15 protein-coding genes are annotated in these 19,456 nt (G+C 60.4%); 12 read left to right on the top strand and 3 right to left on the bottom strand.

The genetic code is table 11. The annotated features are described in order from the left end of the window. The first annotated feature begins 3 nt into the window (after window positions 1–3). Both lpxI and lpxB read left to right on the top strand, forming a co-directional pair. Complete coding sequence (gene lpxI / locus WNZ14_RS15130) at window positions 4–897, top strand: UDP-2,3-diacylglucosamine diphosphatase LpxI (RefSeq protein WP_342869472.1); 894 nt, start codon at window positions 4–6, stop codon at window positions 895–897. Then, window positions 885–2,048, top strand: coding sequence for a lipid-A-disaccharide synthase (gene lpxB, locus WNZ14_RS15125; RefSeq protein ID WP_342869471.1), 1,164 nt, complete (start codon window positions 885–887; stop codon window positions 2,046–2,048). Before lpxI ends, lpxB begins: the two co-directional genes overlap by 13 nt. 174 nt (window positions 2,049–2,222) lie before the next feature. Here lpxB and gltA read toward each other — a convergent pair whose 3' ends face one another. After that, window positions 2,223–3,512 carry a citrate synthase gene (gene gltA, locus WNZ14_RS15120; protein ID WP_342869470.1) on the bottom strand — a complete coding sequence of 430 codons (1,290 nt, stop codon included), beginning with the start codon at window positions 3,510–3,512 and terminating at the stop codon, window positions 2,223–2,225. A gap of 316 nt (window positions 3,513–3,828) precedes the next feature. Between gltA and WNZ14_RS15115 the strand changes: the two genes are divergently transcribed. Next, window positions 3,829–6,294, top strand: coding sequence for a ComEC/Rec2 family competence protein (locus WNZ14_RS15115; RefSeq protein WP_342869469.1), 2,466 nt, complete (start codon window positions 3,829–3,831; stop codon window positions 6,292–6,294). Between the two features lie 28 nt (window positions 6,295–6,322). Here the strand turns inward: WNZ14_RS15115 and lexA are convergent, their stop codons facing one another. Both lexA and WNZ14_RS15105 read right to left on the bottom strand, forming a co-directional pair. Continuing rightward, the gene (lexA, locus tag WNZ14_RS15110; RefSeq protein ID WP_342869468.1) at window positions 6,323–7,039 is read right to left on the bottom strand and encodes a transcriptional repressor LexA; all 717 of its coding nucleotides are present in this window, start codon (window positions 7,037–7,039) and stop codon (window positions 6,323–6,325) included. Between the two features lie 578 nt (window positions 7,040–7,617). Then, the gene (locus WNZ14_RS15105) at window positions 7,618–8,397 is read right to left on the bottom strand and encodes a helix-turn-helix domain-containing protein (protein WP_342869467.1); all 780 of its coding nucleotides are present in this window, start codon (window positions 8,395–8,397) and stop codon (window positions 7,618–7,620) included. Window positions 8,398–8,601: 204 nt separating this feature from the next. Here WNZ14_RS15105 and WNZ14_RS15100 point away from each other — a divergent pair, with 204 nt between their 5' ends. The 9 genes from WNZ14_RS15100 (at window position 8,602) to WNZ14_RS15060 (ending at window position 19,451) form a co-directional block, all read left to right on the top strand. After that, window positions 8,602–9,360 (top strand): glucose 1-dehydrogenase, encoded by a 759-nt coding sequence (locus WNZ14_RS15100; protein WP_342869466.1) that lies wholly within the window; start codon window positions 8,602–8,604, stop codon window positions 9,358–9,360. 66 nt (window positions 9,361–9,426) lie between these two features. Continuing rightward, entirely contained in the window at window positions 9,427–10,650 is a 1,224-nt protein-coding gene (locus WNZ14_RS15095) for an ABC transporter substrate-binding protein (protein WP_342869465.1), read from the top strand. Between the two features lie 73 nt (window positions 10,651–10,723). Beyond that, complete coding sequence (locus WNZ14_RS15090) at window positions 10,724–11,632, top strand: SMP-30/gluconolactonase/LRE family protein (protein WP_342869464.1); 909 nt, start codon at window positions 10,724–10,726, stop codon at window positions 11,630–11,632. After that, entirely contained in the window at window positions 11,629–13,743 is a 2,115-nt protein-coding gene (locus WNZ14_RS15085) for an acetate--CoA ligase family protein (protein WP_342869463.1), read from the top strand. Before WNZ14_RS15090 ends, WNZ14_RS15085 begins: the two co-directional genes overlap by 4 nt. After that, window positions 13,730–14,272 (top strand): nuclear transport factor 2 family protein, encoded by a 543-nt coding sequence (locus WNZ14_RS15080; RefSeq protein ID WP_342869462.1) that lies wholly within the window; start codon window positions 13,730–13,732, stop codon window positions 14,270–14,272. Before WNZ14_RS15085 ends, WNZ14_RS15080 begins: the two co-directional genes overlap by 14 nt. A 104-nt stretch (window positions 14,273–14,376) precedes the next feature. Next, a complete protein-coding gene (locus tag WNZ14_RS15075) occupies window positions 14,377–14,883 on the top strand; it encodes a flavin reductase family protein (protein ID WP_342870243.1) in 507 nt (168 codons plus the stop codon). Window positions 14,884–14,906: 23 nt separating this feature from the next. Then, complete coding sequence (locus WNZ14_RS15070; RefSeq protein ID WP_342869461.1) at window positions 14,907–16,487, top strand: glucose 1-dehydrogenase; 1,581 nt, start codon at window positions 14,907–14,909, stop codon at window positions 16,485–16,487. Window positions 16,488–16,652: 165 nt separating this feature from the next. Then, window positions 16,653–18,281, top strand: a complete 1,629-nt coding sequence (locus WNZ14_RS15065) for a long-chain fatty acid--CoA ligase (RefSeq protein WP_342869460.1) — start codon at window positions 16,653–16,655, stop codon at window positions 18,279–18,281. Window positions 18,282–18,326: 45 nt separating this feature from the next. After that, window positions 18,327–19,451, top strand: a complete 1,125-nt coding sequence (locus WNZ14_RS15060) for an acyl-CoA dehydrogenase family protein (RefSeq protein WP_342869459.1) — start codon at window positions 18,327–18,329, stop codon at window positions 19,449–19,451. Window positions 19,452–19,456: the final 5 nt, after the last annotated feature.

Raw genomic sequence — 19,456 nt, 5'->3', positions numbered from 1 at the left:
CCGGTGAATGCGTCCCCAGACGTGCCGCACATCAACGGGCGCCTAGCCATCCTTGCAGGAAAGGGCCTGTTTCCGCTGCTGGTTGCCCAGGCGGCGCGAAAACTGGGACACGATCCCTATATTTTTCAGATCAAGGCGGAAGCCGATCAGGACTGGTCCGGTTTCGACAGCAGCCGCATCAGCGTCGCCGATCTGTCGACCTTCGCCGCGACCGTGCGCCGTGAAGCCATTGGTTCAGTTGTGCTTGCCGGAGGTATCGCTCGGCGGCCCGATCTGGCTGATCTCCGTCCTACCTGGCGCTCTCTCGTTGCATTTGCCGCATCGTTTCGCGTCTTCGCTACGGCGGGTGATGACAAGATGCTCAGATTTGCCATCAAGGTCCTGGAAAACGAGGGCGTGCAGGTGTTGGCTGCCCAGCAGGTCGCACCGGATCTCCTGGGCCAGGTCGGGGCGCTCGGTCATGTCAGCCCGAGTGCCGTGGATCAGAAGGATATCGAAGCCGCATCACAGGCTGCATTGCTGCTTGGCAGGCTGGATGTGGGGCAGGGAGCGGTTTCCGTGCGTGGGCGTGTGATTGCCCTTGAAGGACTGGAAGGCACAGATGCTATGCTTGCGCGGGTGGCTGACCTGCGTGCCAGCAGGCGGCTGTCATCACCTGTTGGCGGTGTGCTGGTCAAGCTGTGCAAGCCGGGGCAGGATGAACGCGCCGACCTGCCGTCAATCGGGCCCGATACCGTAATCAATGCACATGCGGCAGGACTATCCGGCATAGCCATTGAAGCGGGTCGCGCACTGGTGCTTGAGCGCGACCGCGTGGTCGCGGAAGCAGACCGGTTGGGCCTGTTCGTTACAGGCATCACGCCGCGTCAGGAAGAGGTGGAACAATGCCTGCGTTGAAGCTGGCAGTTGTCGCTGGCGAACCCTCCGGCGACATCCTGGGCGCAGAACTGGTGAGGCAGGTCGCCGATCAAACCGGCGAGCAGCCTGAATTGATTGGTGTCGGCGGAGAGCGGCTTATCGCCGAGGGCCTCCACTCCCTGTTCGACTTCACGGAATTGTCCCTCATTGGTTTTTCCGCCGTCATTGCCAGGTTGCCCAAACTGATCATGCGCATCCGCCAGACCGCCGATGCAATCATTGCTGCCAAACCTGACTGCCTGCTGATCATCGACAGCCCGGATTTCAGTCACCGGGTTGCCCGCAAGGTCCGCCGGGCTCTGCCGGATCTCAAGATCGTCAATTATGTTTGCCCGACCGTCTGGGCATGGAAGCCTGAACGAGCGCCGGCGATGACGGCATATGTCGACCATGTGCTCTCGATATTTCCGTTTGAGGCCGAGATTGTCAAAAGCCTCAATGGCCCGCCGTTGACCTATGTCGGACACCGGCTAATGGAAGATGCTGGCCTGAATGCTGCTTATCAGGCTCAGAAGGCCCGCAGGCAGGATCCGTCAGATGGTCGACCGCCTATGTGCCTGTTACTTCCAGGATCCCGCCGCAGCGAGGTCAAGCGGCTCGGACCTGTCTTTGGAGAAGCGGCAAGAGCCCTTTGCCTGATCAATCCCGAGATGACCTTCGTGCTGCCTGCCGGTGCCCATGTGGACCGACAGATCCGGGACGAGGTTCTGGGCTGGGATGTTCCATGCCGGATTGTGAAAGGTGATGCCGCCAAATGGCAGGCCTTCGGTGAAGCCGATGTCGCCATTGCCGCTTCCGGCACTGTTCTCCTCGAACTGGCGCTCGCCGGTGTGCCGCATATGTCGTGCTACAAGCTCGACCCGATCTCCCGGTCGATGATGAGCCTCATCGTCACATGGACGGCCGCACTGCCCAACCTGATCGCCGACCGAGTCGTCATTTCAGAGAATTACGATGGCCAGCTTCGCCCGGAGCGATTGGCGCGTCAGGCTGAGCAACTGACTGCTGACACGCTGTACCGCGCAGCCATGCTCGCCGATTTTGACCTGATCCGGTCGCGCATGGAAGTTGGTGTGCCTGCATCCGTAATGGCCGCCAGAACGCTGCTTTCAGTGATCAAACGCCGATAAATCCGTCTTCGTCGAGGTGACCCAGCCTGGTATGGCCTACAGCTCAAACCAGAGTGAGCTCACGCCGGCAAAATCTTGCGAACTGTTCCGGACTCGGCTGGCACATAACTCCCGGGAATCAAGAAAAGCGCCCGAAGGCGCTTTTCTTTGTCTGGTAACCGACTTGCGTCGCGCTCAGCGCTTCGACACCGGCACGTAATCGCGTGCGGCTTCGCCAACATAAAGCTGGCGGGGACGGCCGATGCGCTGGCCCGGATCCTCGATCATTTCGCTCCACTGGGCAATCCAGCCGACGGTGCGCGCCAGTGCGAACAGCACGGTGAACATGGTTGTCGGGAAGCCGAGCGCCTTGAGCGTGATGCCCGAATAGAAGTCGATGTTCGGATACAGCTTCTTCTCGATGAAGTAGGGATCGGTGAGCGCGATGCGCTCGAGTTCCATTGCCACTTCCAGAAGCGGATCGTCCTTGATGCCGAGCTCGTCGAGGACTTCATGGCAGGTCTTCTGCATGATCTTGGCGCGCGGATCGTAGTTCTTGTAGACCCGGTGACCAAAGCCCATCAGCCGGAACGGATCATTCTTGTCCTTGGCGCGGGCCACATATTCAGGGATCTTGTCGACCGTGCCGATTTCCGCAAGCATGTTCAGCGCCGCTTCGTTGGCGCCGCCATGAGCAGGGCCCCAAAGGCAGGCGATGCCTGCTGCGATACATGCGAACGGGTTTGCCCCTGACGAACCGGCAAGACGCACGGTGGACGTTGATGCGTTCTGCTCATGATCGGCATGCAGGATGAAAATGCGGTCCATGGCGCGGGCCAGAACCGGATTGACCTCATACTCTTCACACGGCACGGCAAAGCACATGCGCAGGAAGTTGGATGCATAATCAAGGTCGTTCTTCGGGTACACGAAGGGCTGGCCAACATGGTACTTGTAGGCCATCGCCGCAATCGTCGGCATCTTGGCGATCATGCGCAACGATGCAACCATCCGCTGATGCGGATCGGTGATGTCGGTTGAATCGTGATAGAAAGCCGACAAGGCGCCGACGCAGCCGCACATGACGGCCATCGGGTGCGCGTCACGGCGGAAACCGGTAAAGAACCGGCTCATCTGCTCGTGCACCATCGTATGGCGGGTGACGCGGTAATCGAAGTCGACCTTCTGCGTGGCTGTCGGCAGTTCACCGTAAAGCAGCAGGTAGCAGACTTCGAGGAAGTCGCCATGCTCGGCCAGCTGATCGATCGGGTAGCCGCGGTGCAGCAACACGCCTTCGTCGCCGTCGATAAAGGTAATCTTGGATTCGCAGGATGCCGTGGATGTGAAACCAGGATCGTAGGTAAACGCTCCGGTGTTCTTGTAAAGCGCGCCGATGTCGACGACGTCTGGACCTATGGTTCCGGTCTTGACCGGAAGGTCGACCTCTTTACCGTCCATGATGATTTTTGCGTTCTTGTCTGCCATGGCATGTCCTTCCACAAATGCAGTCGATCGGCGCTCGGCCGACGTCTTGGATGACCGTCACGGATTTAGCTATATGATTTGCTGCACTGTGCCAAGCTATGCGGATGGCTAATTGTGCCCGGCTTGGGCGATAGGCAAAAGCCCGCCACCACAGCCTTTAGCGAATGTTAACATACTGGAATTTCGCGACAAACGTCACAGAACAAGCTGCGCGAACCACAAATGGCTGGTTGCGCCATCATTCGCGCAAATACAATTTATGGTGGCGGTTGCACCCGGTTCGGTGGTAGTTTTGCAGGCTTCAGGCGGAGCGTGCATGATGCAGGCAGAACGCAAGAGGTTTGAGCACGATACAGTCGTTGCGCTTGAGGCTGTTAAAGCGGCCCTCAAGCCGGGCGACGGCGGGGTTGCGCCGGGCGCACCTCGGCAAACGCCGCGTTTGACCATGCCGCCGATTGCGCGTGGCGGAAGCTTGCCTATGACCCGGCTGCGCGCTGCGTTTTCGAATGCTGTCTCGACCGAAAAGAACCAGGGGCTTGCATTCCTGTTCCTTCCCGTGGCCATGGGGACAGGCGCCGGGCTTTTCTACATGGCGCCGACGGACCCCTCCATGGTGTTTGTGATCGCGGGTTTCGTTGTCGCGGTGTTGGTCGCCGTTTTCGCGCGTGAACATCACCGCGTTGCCGCCCGTGGCGCCGGTTACGCCGCTGCGGTGTTCGCAGGCGCGCTGGCTGCCGTCATCGAGGTTCACAATGGTGCCATTCTGCTTGATTCGGATGTGACAACCTCGATTGCAGGAACTGTCGAGGCGCGTGAATTCGATCCTGATGGCAGGGTTCGTTATCTTGTCAGGCTTGTAGCCACCGCTGATCCCGAAATCCGGCGTCCGCCCGCGCGGGTTCGTCTCACTGCCCGCAGCAACCACCGCGTGGCACCTGTTGGCGCTCTCATTTCGGGTCGGGCGCGATTGTCAGCGCCGTCTGGTCCGGTCATGCCCGGCGGCTATGATTTTGCCTTTCGCGCCTTTGTCGATGGCATTGGCGCGCCAGGCTTTTTTTACCGCGCACCGGCGTTCGTCGATCCGGTGGCAAACCAGCCGATCACCGCTGCCGAAGTTGCCCGGTCACTAAGGCTTGGTTTGCGCAGTGTTAGGGAGAATGTATCCGCCCGCATTCGCGACGTGCTGCCTGGCGACCCCGGTGGCATCGCTGCAGCGCTTGCGGTCTCCGACCGGCGCGGTATCAGCAAGCCGACAGTTGACGCCCTGCGCGCCACCGGACTGGCGCATATTCTGGCGATCTCGGGCCTGCACATGGCACTTGCTGCCGGCACGCTCTACATCGGTATTCGCAAGAGCCTGGCTGCCTTTCCTGCCGTGGTCGAGGCCTGGCCGGTCAAGAAATTTGCCGCCATCGGTGCGATGATGACCGCCACCGCCTATCTGATGATTTCCGGCGGCAGCGTTTCCACCCAGCGCGCATGGGTGATGCTCACGGTGATGCTGGTTGCTGTGATGTTTGACCGGCCAGCCCTGACCATGCGCAATGTCGCGCTGGCGGCGAGCGTGATTATCCTGATATCGCCATCCGCCGTTGTCGGCCCGGGCTTCCAGATGTCCTTTGCAGCCACTGCTGCCCTGATTTCCGCCTATGCCGCGATTGCGCGCAGAGCCGGTAGCAGATCGGAAACAGCTGGTGCCAGGGCTTTCGGATCGCTTCTGCGACGCGGCATTGTTTTTGCAGCCAAGGGTATCCTCGGTCTGGCGATCACTTCGCTCGTGGCAGGCCTCGCGACGGGGCTTTTCTCGGCACATCATTTTCACCGTGTGGCCGGCGGCGGTTTGCTGGCAAATTTGTTGGCCATGCCGCTGGTGACGTTTGTTGTCATGCCCGCGGGCCTTCTGGCGATGTTGATGATGCCATTCGGGCTAGATGCATGGCCATTGAGGCTGATGGGGCAGGGGCTCGAGGGCGTCATCGCCGCAGCCAATTATGTCCATGCTCTCGGCGGCGATGTCAGCGTCGGACAGATCCCGTTGCCGGTTACCTTGATTGCCGGAACAGGGTTTGTGCTCCTGGTGTTTCTGCGGAGCTGGCTGCGCCTGGCGGGCCTTGCCCTGATCGCTATGGGTCTTGGGCTTGCGCTGCCGCAGTTTGCCGGCCGCAGCCCAGATGTCCTTGTCAGCGAAACCGGAGATCTTGTCGGTTTGATCAGCCCGGCAGGCCTTGCAAGCAATGCCGCGCGGCCGTCTGCATTTGTGTTTGGCCAATGGCAGACCGCCATGCGCGGAGCGCCGCATGTCCCTCCAACAAATCTGCAAGGGCTGAAAGAAGCATCGGAACCTGATGCTCCACCGGAAGCCAGCATTCTCGATCAACTGCTCGCGGCAGCCTCAGAGCAACCCTCACACTTCCATTGCGCGAGCCGTGGCGTCTGCGCCGCAGTCCATGCCCAAGCGGCAATTGTGGTGATAGATGAGGCGGCGCTGATCGGCGCAGCGTGTGACCGGGCTGACCTGGTGGTCGTGTCCATCCCGGTCTATCTCGGCACCTGCCGCTCGGGCGCCACGCTGATCACATCCCGAAGCCTGCGCCGGTCTGGGGCACTGGCGATCACCGTCAGCAAAACGGATCAAGCGCAAGCCCTGCAGCCAAGCCGACCGCCACGCCGTCCAAAGAGGCCTCGCTTCTATATGGAGGCTGCCCTGCAAGGTACGATCAGGCCATGGACCGTTCAGCGTTATTACGACTGGCGCACCCGGGCCTTTGATCTGCCCGGATGAGCATCTCACCCGCCATGGCCAAACGGGCCTAGTGGTAACGCCGGATCAGGCCGACAAGCTTGCCCTGAACCTTGACCCGGTCAGGTCCGAAAATCCGGGTTTCATAGGCCGGGTTGGCGGCTTCGAGCGCGATTGAGGCGCCCTTGCGGCGGAACCGCTTCAATGTCGCTTCTTCGTCGTCGACCAGCGCCACGATGATATCGCCGGGATTGGCAGTGGTTATGTTACGGATAACCACCGTATCGCCATCAAAAATGCCGGCCTCGATCATCGAGTCACCTTTGACCTCAAGCGCGTAATGGTCGCCGGGGCCGATCATCTCCGCAGGCACGGTGATGTTGTGGGTGATGTTCTGGATTGCCGAGATCGGCACACCAGCCGCGATTCGGCCCATCATAGGCACTTCTGCAACCTGGGACGGCTCGTCATTGGCAGGTTCGGCACGGCGCACCGGTTCGGGCTGTTTGCCCTGTCCGCCTTCAATCACGCTCGGCGAAAACCCGCGACGCGGCTGCAAATTGGCCTGGTAGCTGTCAGGCAGCTTGATCACTTCCAGCGCGCGCGCCCGGTTCGGAAGGCGTCGGATGAAGCCGCGCTCCTCGAGAGCCGTGATCAACCGGTGAATGCCGGATTTGGACGCAAGATCAAGCGCATCCTTCATCTCGTCGAATGAGGGCGGTATCCCGCTTTCCTTCATCCGTTCGTTGATGAAAAGAAGAAGCTCGTGCTGTTTGCGCGTCAACATAGTTGCAGTACCCCTGCGTGCGGCCCGATCGCCGGTATGAAACAAACCAAGAACCTGACTATCATGTTCTATTTGTGTTCCGCAAGTGGTAAAGAAACAATAAAGGAACATTGGAGGCGCGAAACATAAACGGGAACGGAACGCGAGCGCTGCGGGTCTGCGAATTTCAACGGCAGGCAGCCTAATTGGCTGAAACCATAGCCAAAATGTTGTCTTTGAGCTCGGCATGGTATGGGTGTGGCACGGCGACTTCAGATTGTGAACTAAGCTTCTGATATTTAATCGAATATTTGATTACTGGCTAGGCTTTAGGGCCCATTGCAAGCCATTTCGAACACAAACACATCCGGCGGCCCTGATTGGTTCCGGATCCTGTTGGCCAGGTCAGGTTGTTGGGAACAAAGGGCTTCTTTCCTCGGATTGCCCCGGCAGTCTCTTCCTTTTCCGAATCAAACGCCGCAGGCGCTCGCGGCTGATTTGAATGCGGTTGAAAAATAATTCCGGACAGTCCCAACCAGCCGGGCGAAGTAGTTCTTGCTCGACTGGTGCCGGTTTTTATCGGGTTTCCGGTCCAGTTGTCAAAGGCTGATGCGGACCGGAAGATCGAAGTCATTGTCCTGTTTGACCGCTTCCGCAGCAGCAAATAGCGCCGTCTTGTAAGCGGCAAAATTCTTCTTGAACCGCTCGGTGACGCCGCCTAGCGCCAACGCCACTGGCTGCCCCTGAAGTTCGGCAGGAAGCCTGAGCGCGAGGGTTGAGCCTCCTTCGAGCGGCATGTTTTCCGCATAGGCGTAACCGTTCGACCGTATCTCCGTGATCCGCGCCAGGATCGTCTTGGTCTCCGTTCGCTCAGCAGGGTTCGGCGTAGCGATATTGGCCCGGCGGACGATGTTGTCGATCTTGTCTTCCGGCAAAGTGCTGAGCAGAACCCAACCCGCCGCTGACAGTGTGAGGGGACGCATGAAACCCTCATCGATGTGAAAGCGCAGCGCGTGAATGGATTCCTTGGTGCGGGTATATTGCAGATAAATGTCGTTCTTGGTGCCCAGAAACACGCCCTCGCCGGTGGCCGCGTGCAGATCGTTCAGCGCGTCGATCATCTGCCCGGAGCCGAACATCACCCGCGGAATCCAGTCTCCCAGCGCGGTGAGCTTCGGCGTTGGGAAGTAGTCGCGCGTGCTCCTGTCGAAATTGAGATACCCCAGATTTACCAGGGTCTTGAGCATGACCGTGGTGCTCGACTGCGGATAGCCCAGATCGCTGGCTATCTGCGACATTGATCGCGGCTGTTGCGACAGCTTGAAATATTCCAGGATTTCAATGGCGCGTGTCGCTGATTTGACCTGCGGATTCGCCATGGCCAATTCTCCTCCCAAATTCACATCTGTGAAATTCCACCCCACATAAGAATATTTCTACTGGAATTGGAGGAAACATGCCAGTTTCTTTTCAGGAAGCAGGCTCGTTGGGGCGCGACAGGAGGAGACAGCGGAGGCTGTCTTGCGCGCCGCCGGAGGACTGCAAGTTGGAGGACTTCAGATGCACTATCGGAACACGTCACTATGACGGGTCGGCTTGAAGGGCGTGCGGCGCTCGTCGTTGGCGGCGGCCAGGGTATTGGTCGCGCCATCTGTGAGGCCTATGCACGTGAAGGTGCGGCTGTCGGCGTCGTCGACATCAAGCAGGACACAGCCGAACAGGCGGCCGAGGAACTCCGCGCCGCTGGCGGCCGGGCGATCGCAATTGCCGGCAATGCAGCAAAGCGCGATGAGGTCTTTGCTGCGGCAGAGGCCACGCAGGAGGCTTTCGGGCCGGTGACGGTGCTGGTCAACAATGCCATGTGGAACCGCTACGGGCCACTTGAGGAGCAGACCGAAGAAACAATCGGTCGGATGATCGACGTCGGGTTCAAGGGCGTGATCTGGGGCTACCAGGCGGTTCTCGAGCAGATGCGAGCCGCAGGCGGTGGAGCGATCGTCAATATCGCGTCACCCTCAGCGGTTCTCGCGATGAAACACGGCATCATGTACAGCGCGATCAAGGCAGCGGTTGCAGCGGCAACACGCAGCGGCGCCGCAGAGTTCGGCGCCGACAATATCCGGGTCAATGCAATTGCTCCGGGTTCCACCCGCACAGACGGTGCGATGCGGGTGGTAACGGAAGACGCATGGGAGCGTCGCCGTCAACGTGTGCCGCTGGGCCGGCTGGGCGAACCTGAGGATATCGCCCGTGCTGCGGTCTACCTGGCATCTGAGGAGTCATCCTACGTCACAGGTGACATGTTGTTTGTCGACGGAGGAATTACGTACGCGTTCTCGTAGCCGGCAGGAGTGCCAATGCGCGGGACGCGAGAGGAAATCTGGACTGAAACTCAACGGGAGGAAATCATGAATATATTCAGAAAAACCACTGGCGTGGCAGGCATGCTGATGCTCACCACTGCGCTCGTGACGTCGCCAGCCAGTGCTGAAAACTCGGACAACGTGGTCCGCATCGGCGTCATGGCCGACCAGTCTGGCCCCTATGCCGACAATTGCGGACCTGGCTCGGTTGTCATGGTCAAGCTCGCGGTCGAGGACTTTGGCGATACTGTCAACGGATCACCTATCGAGGTTGTGGTTGCTGACGACCAGAACAAGCCTGACATCGGGGCCGCCCAGGCGCTGAAATGGGTCGATGAAGAAGGCGTCGACACGATTGTCGGCTGTTCCGCTTCGTCCATCGCGCTCGCCGTGAACGACATCATGCGCGACAAGCAAAAGCCCTATCTTGTCGCAGGAACAGCTTCGGCTGCACTGACCAACGAATCCTGTTCTCCGATGACCACCAACTGGGGGTTTGACACCTATACCCTGGCCAAGGGCGCGGTCGCGGCCCAGATGGCTCAGGGAATGGACTCCTGGTACTTCATCACTGTCGACTACGCGTTCGGCAAGGCCTGGCAGGAAGATGCGACACGCTTCATCGAAGCTGCCGGTGGCAAGGTTATCGGCTCGACGCTGCACCCGCTCGGCACAAACGATTTCTCGTCTCAGCTGCTCCAGGCCCAGGCCAGTGGCGCCAAGGCCATCGGCATTGCCAATGCTGGCGCGGATCTGGGCAACCTGATCAAGCAGGCTAATGAGTTTGGCATCACTGCTGCTGGCCAGAGCCTTGCTCCGCTCGGCATCCTGATCAACAACGTCCATGCCATTGGCCTGGAGTCGACCAAGGGACTGGTGTTTTCGAGCGCCGCCTACTGGGATCGAGACGACGACAGCCGCGCGCTTGCCCAGCGCTTCAGCGATGCCTTTAACGGCAGGAAGCCCAACGAAGCGCAGTTGATCACCTATTCGGCGGTCATGCATTACCTCAAGGCCGTTGCCGAGGCCGGTGCGGATGACGGCGTCTCCGTGATGACATCGATGCGCGCGACACCAGTCAACGACGCGATCATCAAGGATGCGAAAATCCGTGCTGATGGCGTGGTCATGAAGCCCATGCTTTCCTCGAAGGTGAAATCGCCTGCGGAATCCAAGGGTGACTGGGACTACTACGAAATGATCGGCGAGATCGCTGCCGAAGACGCCTGGCGGCCGGCAAGCGAAAGCGCCTGCGCCCTGCTGAAGTAGTTCAGTCGGAACCAGCGCGGCCGGAGATGGCTCTCCGGCCGCGCCTTTTATCGAACACACTCCAGAGTGCGATATGACCAAGATAGCCAGAAACGTAACCGCCCGGCGCATTTCTCCGACAGCCGACATGCTCGGTGAAAGTCCTGTATGGGATCCGCAGAACGCGACGCTTTACTGGGTCGATGGCGTTTCGCGACTGATCAGGGTGCACGACACATTGGCGGGCACCTTCAGCCAGATCGAGGTCCCCTCGACGATCGGGTCCATCGGCCTGGGCCAGGACGGCAAGCTTGTGGCCGGTCTGGTCGACGGCATCTATCTGGTCGATATCGCCAGCGGCGATTGCACACCTCTCTACAAGTTGCCCAAGGCCAGTGACCGGATCCGGTTCAATGATGGCAAGGTTGACCGCCAGGGCAGGTTCCTGTGCGGCTCGATGGGTGTGTTTGCGGAGTCCTGCGGCGAACTCATCCGGGTCGACAGCAATGGCAAGGCCGATGTGCTGGCGAACGGCATCCGGATCTCGAATTCCCTGTGCTTCAGCCCCGACGGGTCGACCATGTATTTTTCCGACAGCCTCGACCGCAAGGTGCGGGCCTATTCCTACGACAAGGACGACGGCACCCTCGACAGGCCCCGGATCCATGTTGATACGGCCGAATTTGATTCCGGTCCCGACGGCGCGACCGTCGACAGCGAAGGCTGCATCTGGGTTGCGCTGGTCCAGGCCGGCAAGATCGGTCGCTTCACGCCGGACGGAAAGCTCGACTGTCTCGTCGAGGCGCCGACCGACATGCCGACCTGCATGACATTCGGCGGACCGGACCTGTCGACGCTTTTCGTAACCTCCATCAAGGATTCAGGGTCTGGCCGCGCCGTTTCCCGGCATCCGCACGGGGGCGCACTTTATGCGCTCGAGGGCCTTGGCGTCACAGGCCTGCCCGAACCGCGCTTCGGACAAACCCAGGGCCTGCCGTCATGACATCAGATTTCTCGACCCTGCTTGCCCCGCGCAGTGTGGCGCTTGTTGGCGCATCCGATGATCCAACACGGATCGGTGGCCGCCCGTTGCGCTATCTCAAAGAGGGCGGTTTCAAGGGCGCCGTGCTTCCGGTCAATCCCAAGCGCGAAACCGTGCAGGGGCTGCCAGCCTTCGCCAGCATCGCAGCGCTTCCTGTCGTCCCCGACACCGCCATTCTTGCCGTGCCTGCACACCTGACCCGCCAGGCGGTCGAGGATTGCGCGCAAGCAGGAGTGAAATCCGCCATCGTGTTTTCGGCCGGCTTTGCCGAAACGGGCGCAGACGGCGAACGGTTGCAAAAGGATATGGTATCTATCGCCAGGAACAGCGGCATGCGCCTGCTGGGACCAAACTGCCTGGGCGTCTTCAATCCTTCGATAGGATATTTTGGCACGTTTTCCGTGGTGCTCGACAATCAGCTTATTACACCAGGCCCGGTCGGGATTGTTTCGCAAAGCGGAGCCTATGGAGCCCACGTCGCCCATCTCGCCCGCAAGCGTGGCCTCGGCATCAGCCACTGGGTCACCACCGGCAATGAGTGCGATATCGACGTTGCTGAAACCATCGACTGGATGGTGCAGCAGCCCGAAACAAACGTGATCATGGCTTATGCCGAGGGCGTGCGTGACCGCGACACTTTCATCGCCGCGCTTGAACGGGCCCGTAAGGCTGAGAAAGCCATCATCTTCATGAAAACCGGCCGCTCTGATGTCGGCGCTGAAGCCGCTGCCTCGCACACGGCTTCGCTCGCAGGTTCGGATGCGGTTTTTGACGCGGTGTTGCGCCAGTATGGCGTCTATCGCGCTGCCACCACCGCCGAGCAACTGGATGTCGCGTATGCCTGCGCGTCAGGTATCTATCCTCCCTCCAACCGCGTCGGCATCTTCACGATGTCGGGCGGCTTTGGCATCCAGTTGGCAGACGACGCGGAAGCGGCCGGTCTTGATGTGGCGCCCATGCCTGAAGCGGCCCAAGGCAAGCTCAAGGAGATGCTGCCCTATTCGTCGCCGCGCAATCCGGTTGATGCGACCGCGCAGGTGGTCAGCGATATGGACATGCTGACCAGATATGTGCGGGCGATGATCACCGAGGGCGGATACGATATCTTTACCGCCATCCTCGGCACCGGGCCATCGTCGAAGAACTTTGCCGACCCGCTGCGCAATGCTCTGATGGCGGCGATGGACGGGCAGGACGGCAAGATCCGAGGCCTCACCATGTCGGCGCCCGATACTGTTGTGCGCCAGTACGAGCAGGACGGTTTCCTGGTGTTCGAGGACGGCTCGGCACTTGCCCGGGCACTTGGCGCCCTGGTCTGGCTCAAACAGAGTTTCGAGCGGAACCGCAATGCCGCAGAGGTTGCGCAGGGACAGCGTTTCGACATGCCGAAAGGTCCGCTGAGCGAAGCCCAGGCGAAAGCCATTCTCGGGCAGGCCGGGCTGGCTTTCCCTGGCGAGCATCTGGTACCTGTAGGCGGGGACGTTGGTGAAGCCGCAAGCCAGCTGGGCTTCCCGGTCGTTCTCAAGATCTGCTCGCCGGATATTGCACACAAGACCGAGGTCGGCGCCGTGGCTGTCAATGTGCGTGATGCAGATGCGGCACGCCAGGCGGCAGAAACCATTCTCAAATCAGCGTCCGAACATGCGCCTGATGCAAGGATCGATGGCATTCTGGTTGCGCCGATGGCGCCCGATGGGGTCGAGACCATTGTCGGGGTGATGCAGGATCCGGTGCTGGGGCCTGTCGTCATGTTCGGCCTCGGCGGTATCTTCGTCGAGGTACTCAAGGACGTGACGTTCCGCGCGGCACCCTTCGATGAAGCGGAAGCCATGCGGATGATCCGCGAGATCCGCGGGTTTGCGATGCTTGAAGGTGTTCGCGGTGCGCCGCCATCCGACGTCGAGGCGTTGGCACGCTTCCTGTCGGATCTGTCGCGTTTTGCCGCCGCCCATGCTGACCGGGTTGAAAGCATTGACCTCAATCCAGTGCGTGTCTTGCCGCGCGGGCAGGGCGTCGTGCCACTGGATGCGCTGATTGTTCTCAATGAGGAGACCGCCAATGACCGCGACTGACATGGAAGCCAGGATTGTCGAACTGATGGACCGTGAGGCCATTCGCGATTGTCTCTATCTTTATTGCCGTGGCATTGATCGCGCTGACGAGGCCACCCTGCGCTCGGCCTATTGGCCCGATGCGATCGACAATCACGGCAGCTACAACGGCCCGATTGACGGTTTTGTCGAATGGGCCAAGGCGGTCTGGGCCAAGGGGCCACGCAATATCCACGCCATCAGCAATGTGCTGATCGAGTTGCAGTCCGCAACGACTGCCCATGTGGAAAGCTATTTCTCCGCGCTGCAGCGCGGCGCCGGTGCCGATGGCGTTGTCCGTCAGTTCGCGCTCAGCGGTCGCTACTGCGATGTGTTCGAGAAGCGGAATGGCGAATGGCGTGTGCTTGAGCGCACGGTGGTGTTTGACTGGGTCGAAGCGCAAGCCGTGCCCGAGGAGAGCGAGGAAGTTCGCTTCGGGCCACGTACGCCCATCGGCAGCAATTACCCCAATGACCCGGTCTATCACATGGGCAAGGGCAGGGCTGGTTGATCGAGCCCTTCGCCGAACTCCGTCAATTTACGCATGACGCTACTGAATTTCAGAACGAACGCATCTTTTACAGGACATGATACCGGGAGCATGGTTTGAACAACGTGCCAGCAGACATAGCCGAGACCGTTTCGACCGAGGCCTATATTGCAGGCATGCGGGCGATTGTGCAGCCCGTTGGTCTGGTCACCGCGGCATTCGGTGACGAGCGCGACGGCGTGACGGCAGTGACTGTCTGTTCGGCGACGATGGAGCCGCCAACACTTCTGGTCAGCATCAAGCAGGGCTCTGCCGTTGCCAGGATGGTGGCCCGTTCCCAGGCTTTTGGCGTGAGTTTTCTGGCCGACACGCAGGCGCGGATGGCGCGGCGGTTTTCCAGCATGGAAGCAGAAGGGTCAGCTCTTTTCAGCGAAGGCAACTGGCTCACCGCAGTGACAGGGTCTCCGCTTCTAGAGGGCGCCGTCGGCGCCTTTGATTGCCGGCTGGTCGAGGTTTTTTCCTGTGGCGGTCACAGCCTTTTTCTCGGGCGCGTTGTCTCGATGGCTACCAACGAGGGCGAGGGGCTTTTGTACGGAGATGGTTATTTCCGGCGGCTCGTCTCCAAGGATTGAAACAGATTGAGGACCAGGCAGAGATGAGCAATCCCCGCGTCGTAATCATTACCGGTGCAGCTGGCGGCGTCGGCCGCGCCATGATGGCAGAATTTGCCGAACGCGGTGATCTGCTGATCGGCGTCGACATGGCGCAAAGCGGATTGACTGAAGCGGTACAGGCGCTGGGAGATCAGCATTTTGCCTTTGAATGCGATCTCTCGGATGAGGCCAACATCATCGAGCTGTTCGAGCGGATTGACGGTGTTGTCGATCATGTCGATGTGCTGCTCAACAACGCAGCCGTCGGCCCGACGATGCAGCCGACGCTTGAGACCGATATGGCAGGTTTCCAGAAAGCCATCCGGACAAACCTCTATGGCCCGTTCGCCATGGCGCGCGAGGCAGCAAGGCGCATGCCGGAGGCAGGTGGAGCGATCGTCAACACCGCATCGCTTGCAGGTGTGCTGGGCAATCCCGGGCGCAATGCCTATGCGGCATCGAAAGCAGCGCTGATCTCCATGACCAAGTCGCTGGCCTGCGAATGGGCTGCCCGCAAGGTGCGGGTGACGGCGATTGCGCCGGGATACATCCGCACGCCGATGGTCGCAGCGCTCGAAAAGGAAGGTAAAGCGGATCTTTCGCTGGTGCGCCAGCGGATTCCGGTCGGCCGGTTGGGCCGGTCAGACGAGATCGCTTCGGTCGCAGGTTTCCTGGCGTCTGACGCTGCGCGCTACGTCACCGGATCCGTTGTCGTGGCTGATGGCGGCTGGATGTCGTTCAACCAGCCCGGAACTGCCCATCCACCAGTCGACGGCGTGCCCGCAACTGAGCTCGCACGCCCTGCGGCTGACTCTGCGCCCCGCGTGGTCGTTGTCACCGGCGCGGGCAACGGCATCGGCAGGGCGATTGCCTCGAGCTTTGCAGCCAATGGCGACCATGTTGCCCTGATTGACAATGACGGTGACGCGGTGCGCGAGGCTGCCAAGGCGCTCGGTGATGGACACATGGCGATTGAGGCCGATATCAGCTCCGAGCAATCGGTGACGGATGCCTTTGCGCAGATCGCCAAACATTTCGGCCATGTCGACGTGATGATCAACAATGCCGGCATCGCCGATCTGTTCAAGCCCGCGCTTGAGCAGGACAGCAATGATCTCAAGCGGGTTATGGACGTTAACCTCGCCGGCGCATTCATGTGCGCCAAGGCGGCGCTGGCACTGATGACGGGCAGGGCGGGTTTCATCCTCAATGTCGGCTCGATCAACACATTCCTGCCGTTTGCGCCGCGTCATGCCTATGGCGCATCGAAAGCTGCGATCGACATCCTGACACGCTGTTTTGCCGCTGAACTTGGCTCAAAAGGCATCCGCAGCGCCACGCTGGCGCCGGGCTATATCCGCACCCCGGGTGTCGCGGCGCTGGAGCAGTCGGCCAAGATCGACAGCGATTCGATTCGTCGGCGGATACCGCTTGGCGACATGGGTCGACCGGAAGACGTCGCCGACGCCGCCCTGTTCCTGACGTCGCCCGGCGCATCCTACATCAACGGCGGCATTCTCTATGTCGATGGCGGCTGGACCTCGTTTGGTGCGGCAGGTCAGGCATCCGATGGTGGGCGGTAGGGCTCGTACTTAGGCTGGCGATACATCCATGTTCTGCGAGGAAATTCACATTTGTGAAACTCTCCTTCAGATGAAGGTTTTCCTTCTCATCATGGGCAGAGTGCCGATAATCTGAATGTGGACGGCTGGGAGGCATTGTCCGCGGCTACATGGGAGGAGATTGGTATGCAGGGCCTTATGCAGGGGCATCCGCTGATGATTTCAAGCTTGCTTGAACATGCGCGGCGATACCATCCAGATACTGAAATTGTTTCAAAGACATGCGAGCAGACAATCGTCCGCAGCAACTATCGGACCTTGTCCCACCGCGCCAAGCAGCTTGCCCAGTCGCTTCTTGCCATGGGCGTCAAACCGGGCGACCGTGTTGCGACACTGGCCTGGAACACCCATCGCCATCTCGAGCTTTATTTTGCCGTTTCCGGCATCGGCGCCGTGTTGCACACGGTCAACCCGCGGCTGTTTCCCGAGCAGATCGAGTACATTCTAAATCATGCCGAAAGCGGCGTGCTGTTCTTTGACTTAACCTTCGCCGATCTGGTCCGTGACCTGACGCCGGCCTTGCCGAAAGTCAGGCGCTTTGTCGCCATGACCGATGCTGATCATATGGCCGGAATGCCTGAGCGGGCTGAGGCCTATGAGGACCTGATCGCCCCGCAGGACGGCAATTTCGAATGGCCGGTGTTTGACGAGAACGCAGCCTCGTCGCTGTGTTACACCTCTGGCACCACGGGCAATCCAAAAGGTGTGCTCTACAGCCATCGCTCTACCTATCTTCACTCGTTGTTGGTCTGTCAGATGGACGGGCTGCAGCTGAGCAGCGCCGACAGCACATTGCTCGCGGTGCCGTTGTTCCACGTCAACGCCTGGGGTGTGCCCTACGCCTCTGCCATGTGCGGTGCCAAGCTGGTTCTGCCCGGCCCGCAGCTTGATGGCCAAAGCCTCTATGATCTGGCGGTGGCCGAGAAATGCAGCTTCAGCCTGGGCGTGCCGACGGTCTGGATGGGCTTCTTCAAATACCTCGAAACCAACCCGGCTGCGGATCCTGCGAAACTGTCTCTCAAGCGCGTTGTCATCGGCGGCGCGGCAGCACCCCGCACGGTGATCGAGAAATTCCATACGATCGGTGTCTTCGTCATTCAGGCCTGGGGCATGAGTGAAACCAGCCCGGTGGCAACGATTGGAAACCTGCTGCCCAAGCATCGCGATCTGCCGGTCGAGAAGCAGGTGGATATCCAGGTGCTGCAGGGCCGCGCCATGTGCGGCGTCGAGCTGCGTGTGATTGGCGAGGATGGGTCTGAAATTCCCGCAGGCAACGGTCAGTCCGGTGATCTGCAGGTACGGGGCCCATGGGTCACTGCCGGATATTTCCGCGGCGAAGGTGGCAACGTTCTCGACAAGGACGGCTGGTTCTCGACCGGTGACGTCGCTAGGCTCGACGCCGACGGCTACGTGCAGATCACCGACCGGTCCAAGGACGTGATCAAGTCGGGCGGCGAGTGGATCAGTTCGATCGACCTGGAAAATGCCGCAATGGCGCATCCGGAAATCGAAGAGGCCGCCGTTATCTCGCGGCCGCACCCGAGGTGGCAGGAACGACCGCTGCTGATCGTGGTGCGCAAGAAGGGCTCCCAGGTGACCGGTCCCGAGATCCTCGAGTTCCTGTCGGAACGCGTGGTGAAATGGTGGCTGCCTGATGACGTCGCCTTTGTCGACGAACTGCCGCACACCGCGACCGGCAAACTGCAGAAAATGAAATTGCGCGAACAATTCGCCGATTACGTGCTGCCAGCCTGACGTCGTTCCCGCGTCGACACACTGTCGTTTTCTTATGGAGGCCCTATGCCCGAAATCATTCTTGAAGACCAGGACGGCACGTTTGCCATGCTGCGCGACAGCGTTGCGGCTTTCGCTCAGCGCTTCGATGGCCCCAAGGCGCTCAGGGCGCGGCGCGATGCGGGCTGGGATCTTGATCGCGACATCTGGTCGGCCATGGCCGAGGCTGGCTGGCTTGGCCTGATGCTTCCCGAGGATCTCGGCGGCGCCGAACTTGGACTGTCCGAGCAGACCATTCTGAGCGAAGCGCTGGGCCGGGCGTTGATCACCGAGCCGCTGGCGCAACTTTCGGTCTTTGCCGGAACATTGCTTGCCGGTGCTCAGGCTGGGCAAGAGCGGACGCGCCTGGCCGAAGGGCTTGTTTCAGGCAGCCTGATCGTAACGCCTGCATGGCAGGACATGTCGGGCGGGTTTGCTGCAGTCAACGCCACCGTTGACGCTGATGGTGTAACGCTTTCGGGCGCAGCTGAACTGGTCGTGGCGGCAGCTTCCGCTGATGTTTTCCTTGTTGTCGCCCGCTTGCAGGACGAACGGGTGCTGATCAGCGTGCCGAAGGAGACCACGGGCCTGACGCTATCCGAGCGGCCGACAGTCGACGGGGCGACACTTTCGCAGATCCGGTTTGACAACTGCCGGGTTGCCGCAGCGCAGGTTCTGGCGCGTGGGCTTCTCGGAAGCGGCCTGCTCGAGGACGCCATTCAGGCGACACGACTGACACTTGCTGCAGAATTGGCGGGCGCCGGCTCAAAGGCGCTCGAAGACACCGTCACCTATACCAAGGAACGGGTGCAATTCGGAAAGCCGGTCGCAAGCTTTCAGGCCATCCAGCACCGTCTGGTGGACATGTGGGGCGCTGCCGAATTTGCCTGCGCAGCCATTGTCAATGCGCTTGAACGGCTGGTCGACGAACCGGGCAAACCGGCAGCACTTGCGGTTCTGGCTGCCAAAGCCCGTGCCGGTGATGCGGCCGTCGATATCTCGCGCAAGGCCATACACCTGCACGGCGCCATGGGTTTCACCGATGAATGCGACATCGGACTTTACATGAAACGTGCCGTCAATCTGAACGCCACCCTTGGAAATCCCGCGCAGCTGCGGCTGCAATTTGTTGCGCTCGAGCGTGCATCCTGAAGGAG

Origin of the sequence: Hoeflea sp. AS60 (assembly GCF_038900115.1) — a bacterium.
Lineage (GTDB): Bacteria > Pseudomonadota > Alphaproteobacteria > Rhizobiales > Rhizobiaceae > Hoeflea.
The sequence above is the reverse complement of the archived record's forward strand: the minus strand, read 5'-3'. Positions and strand labels throughout refer to the sequence as shown.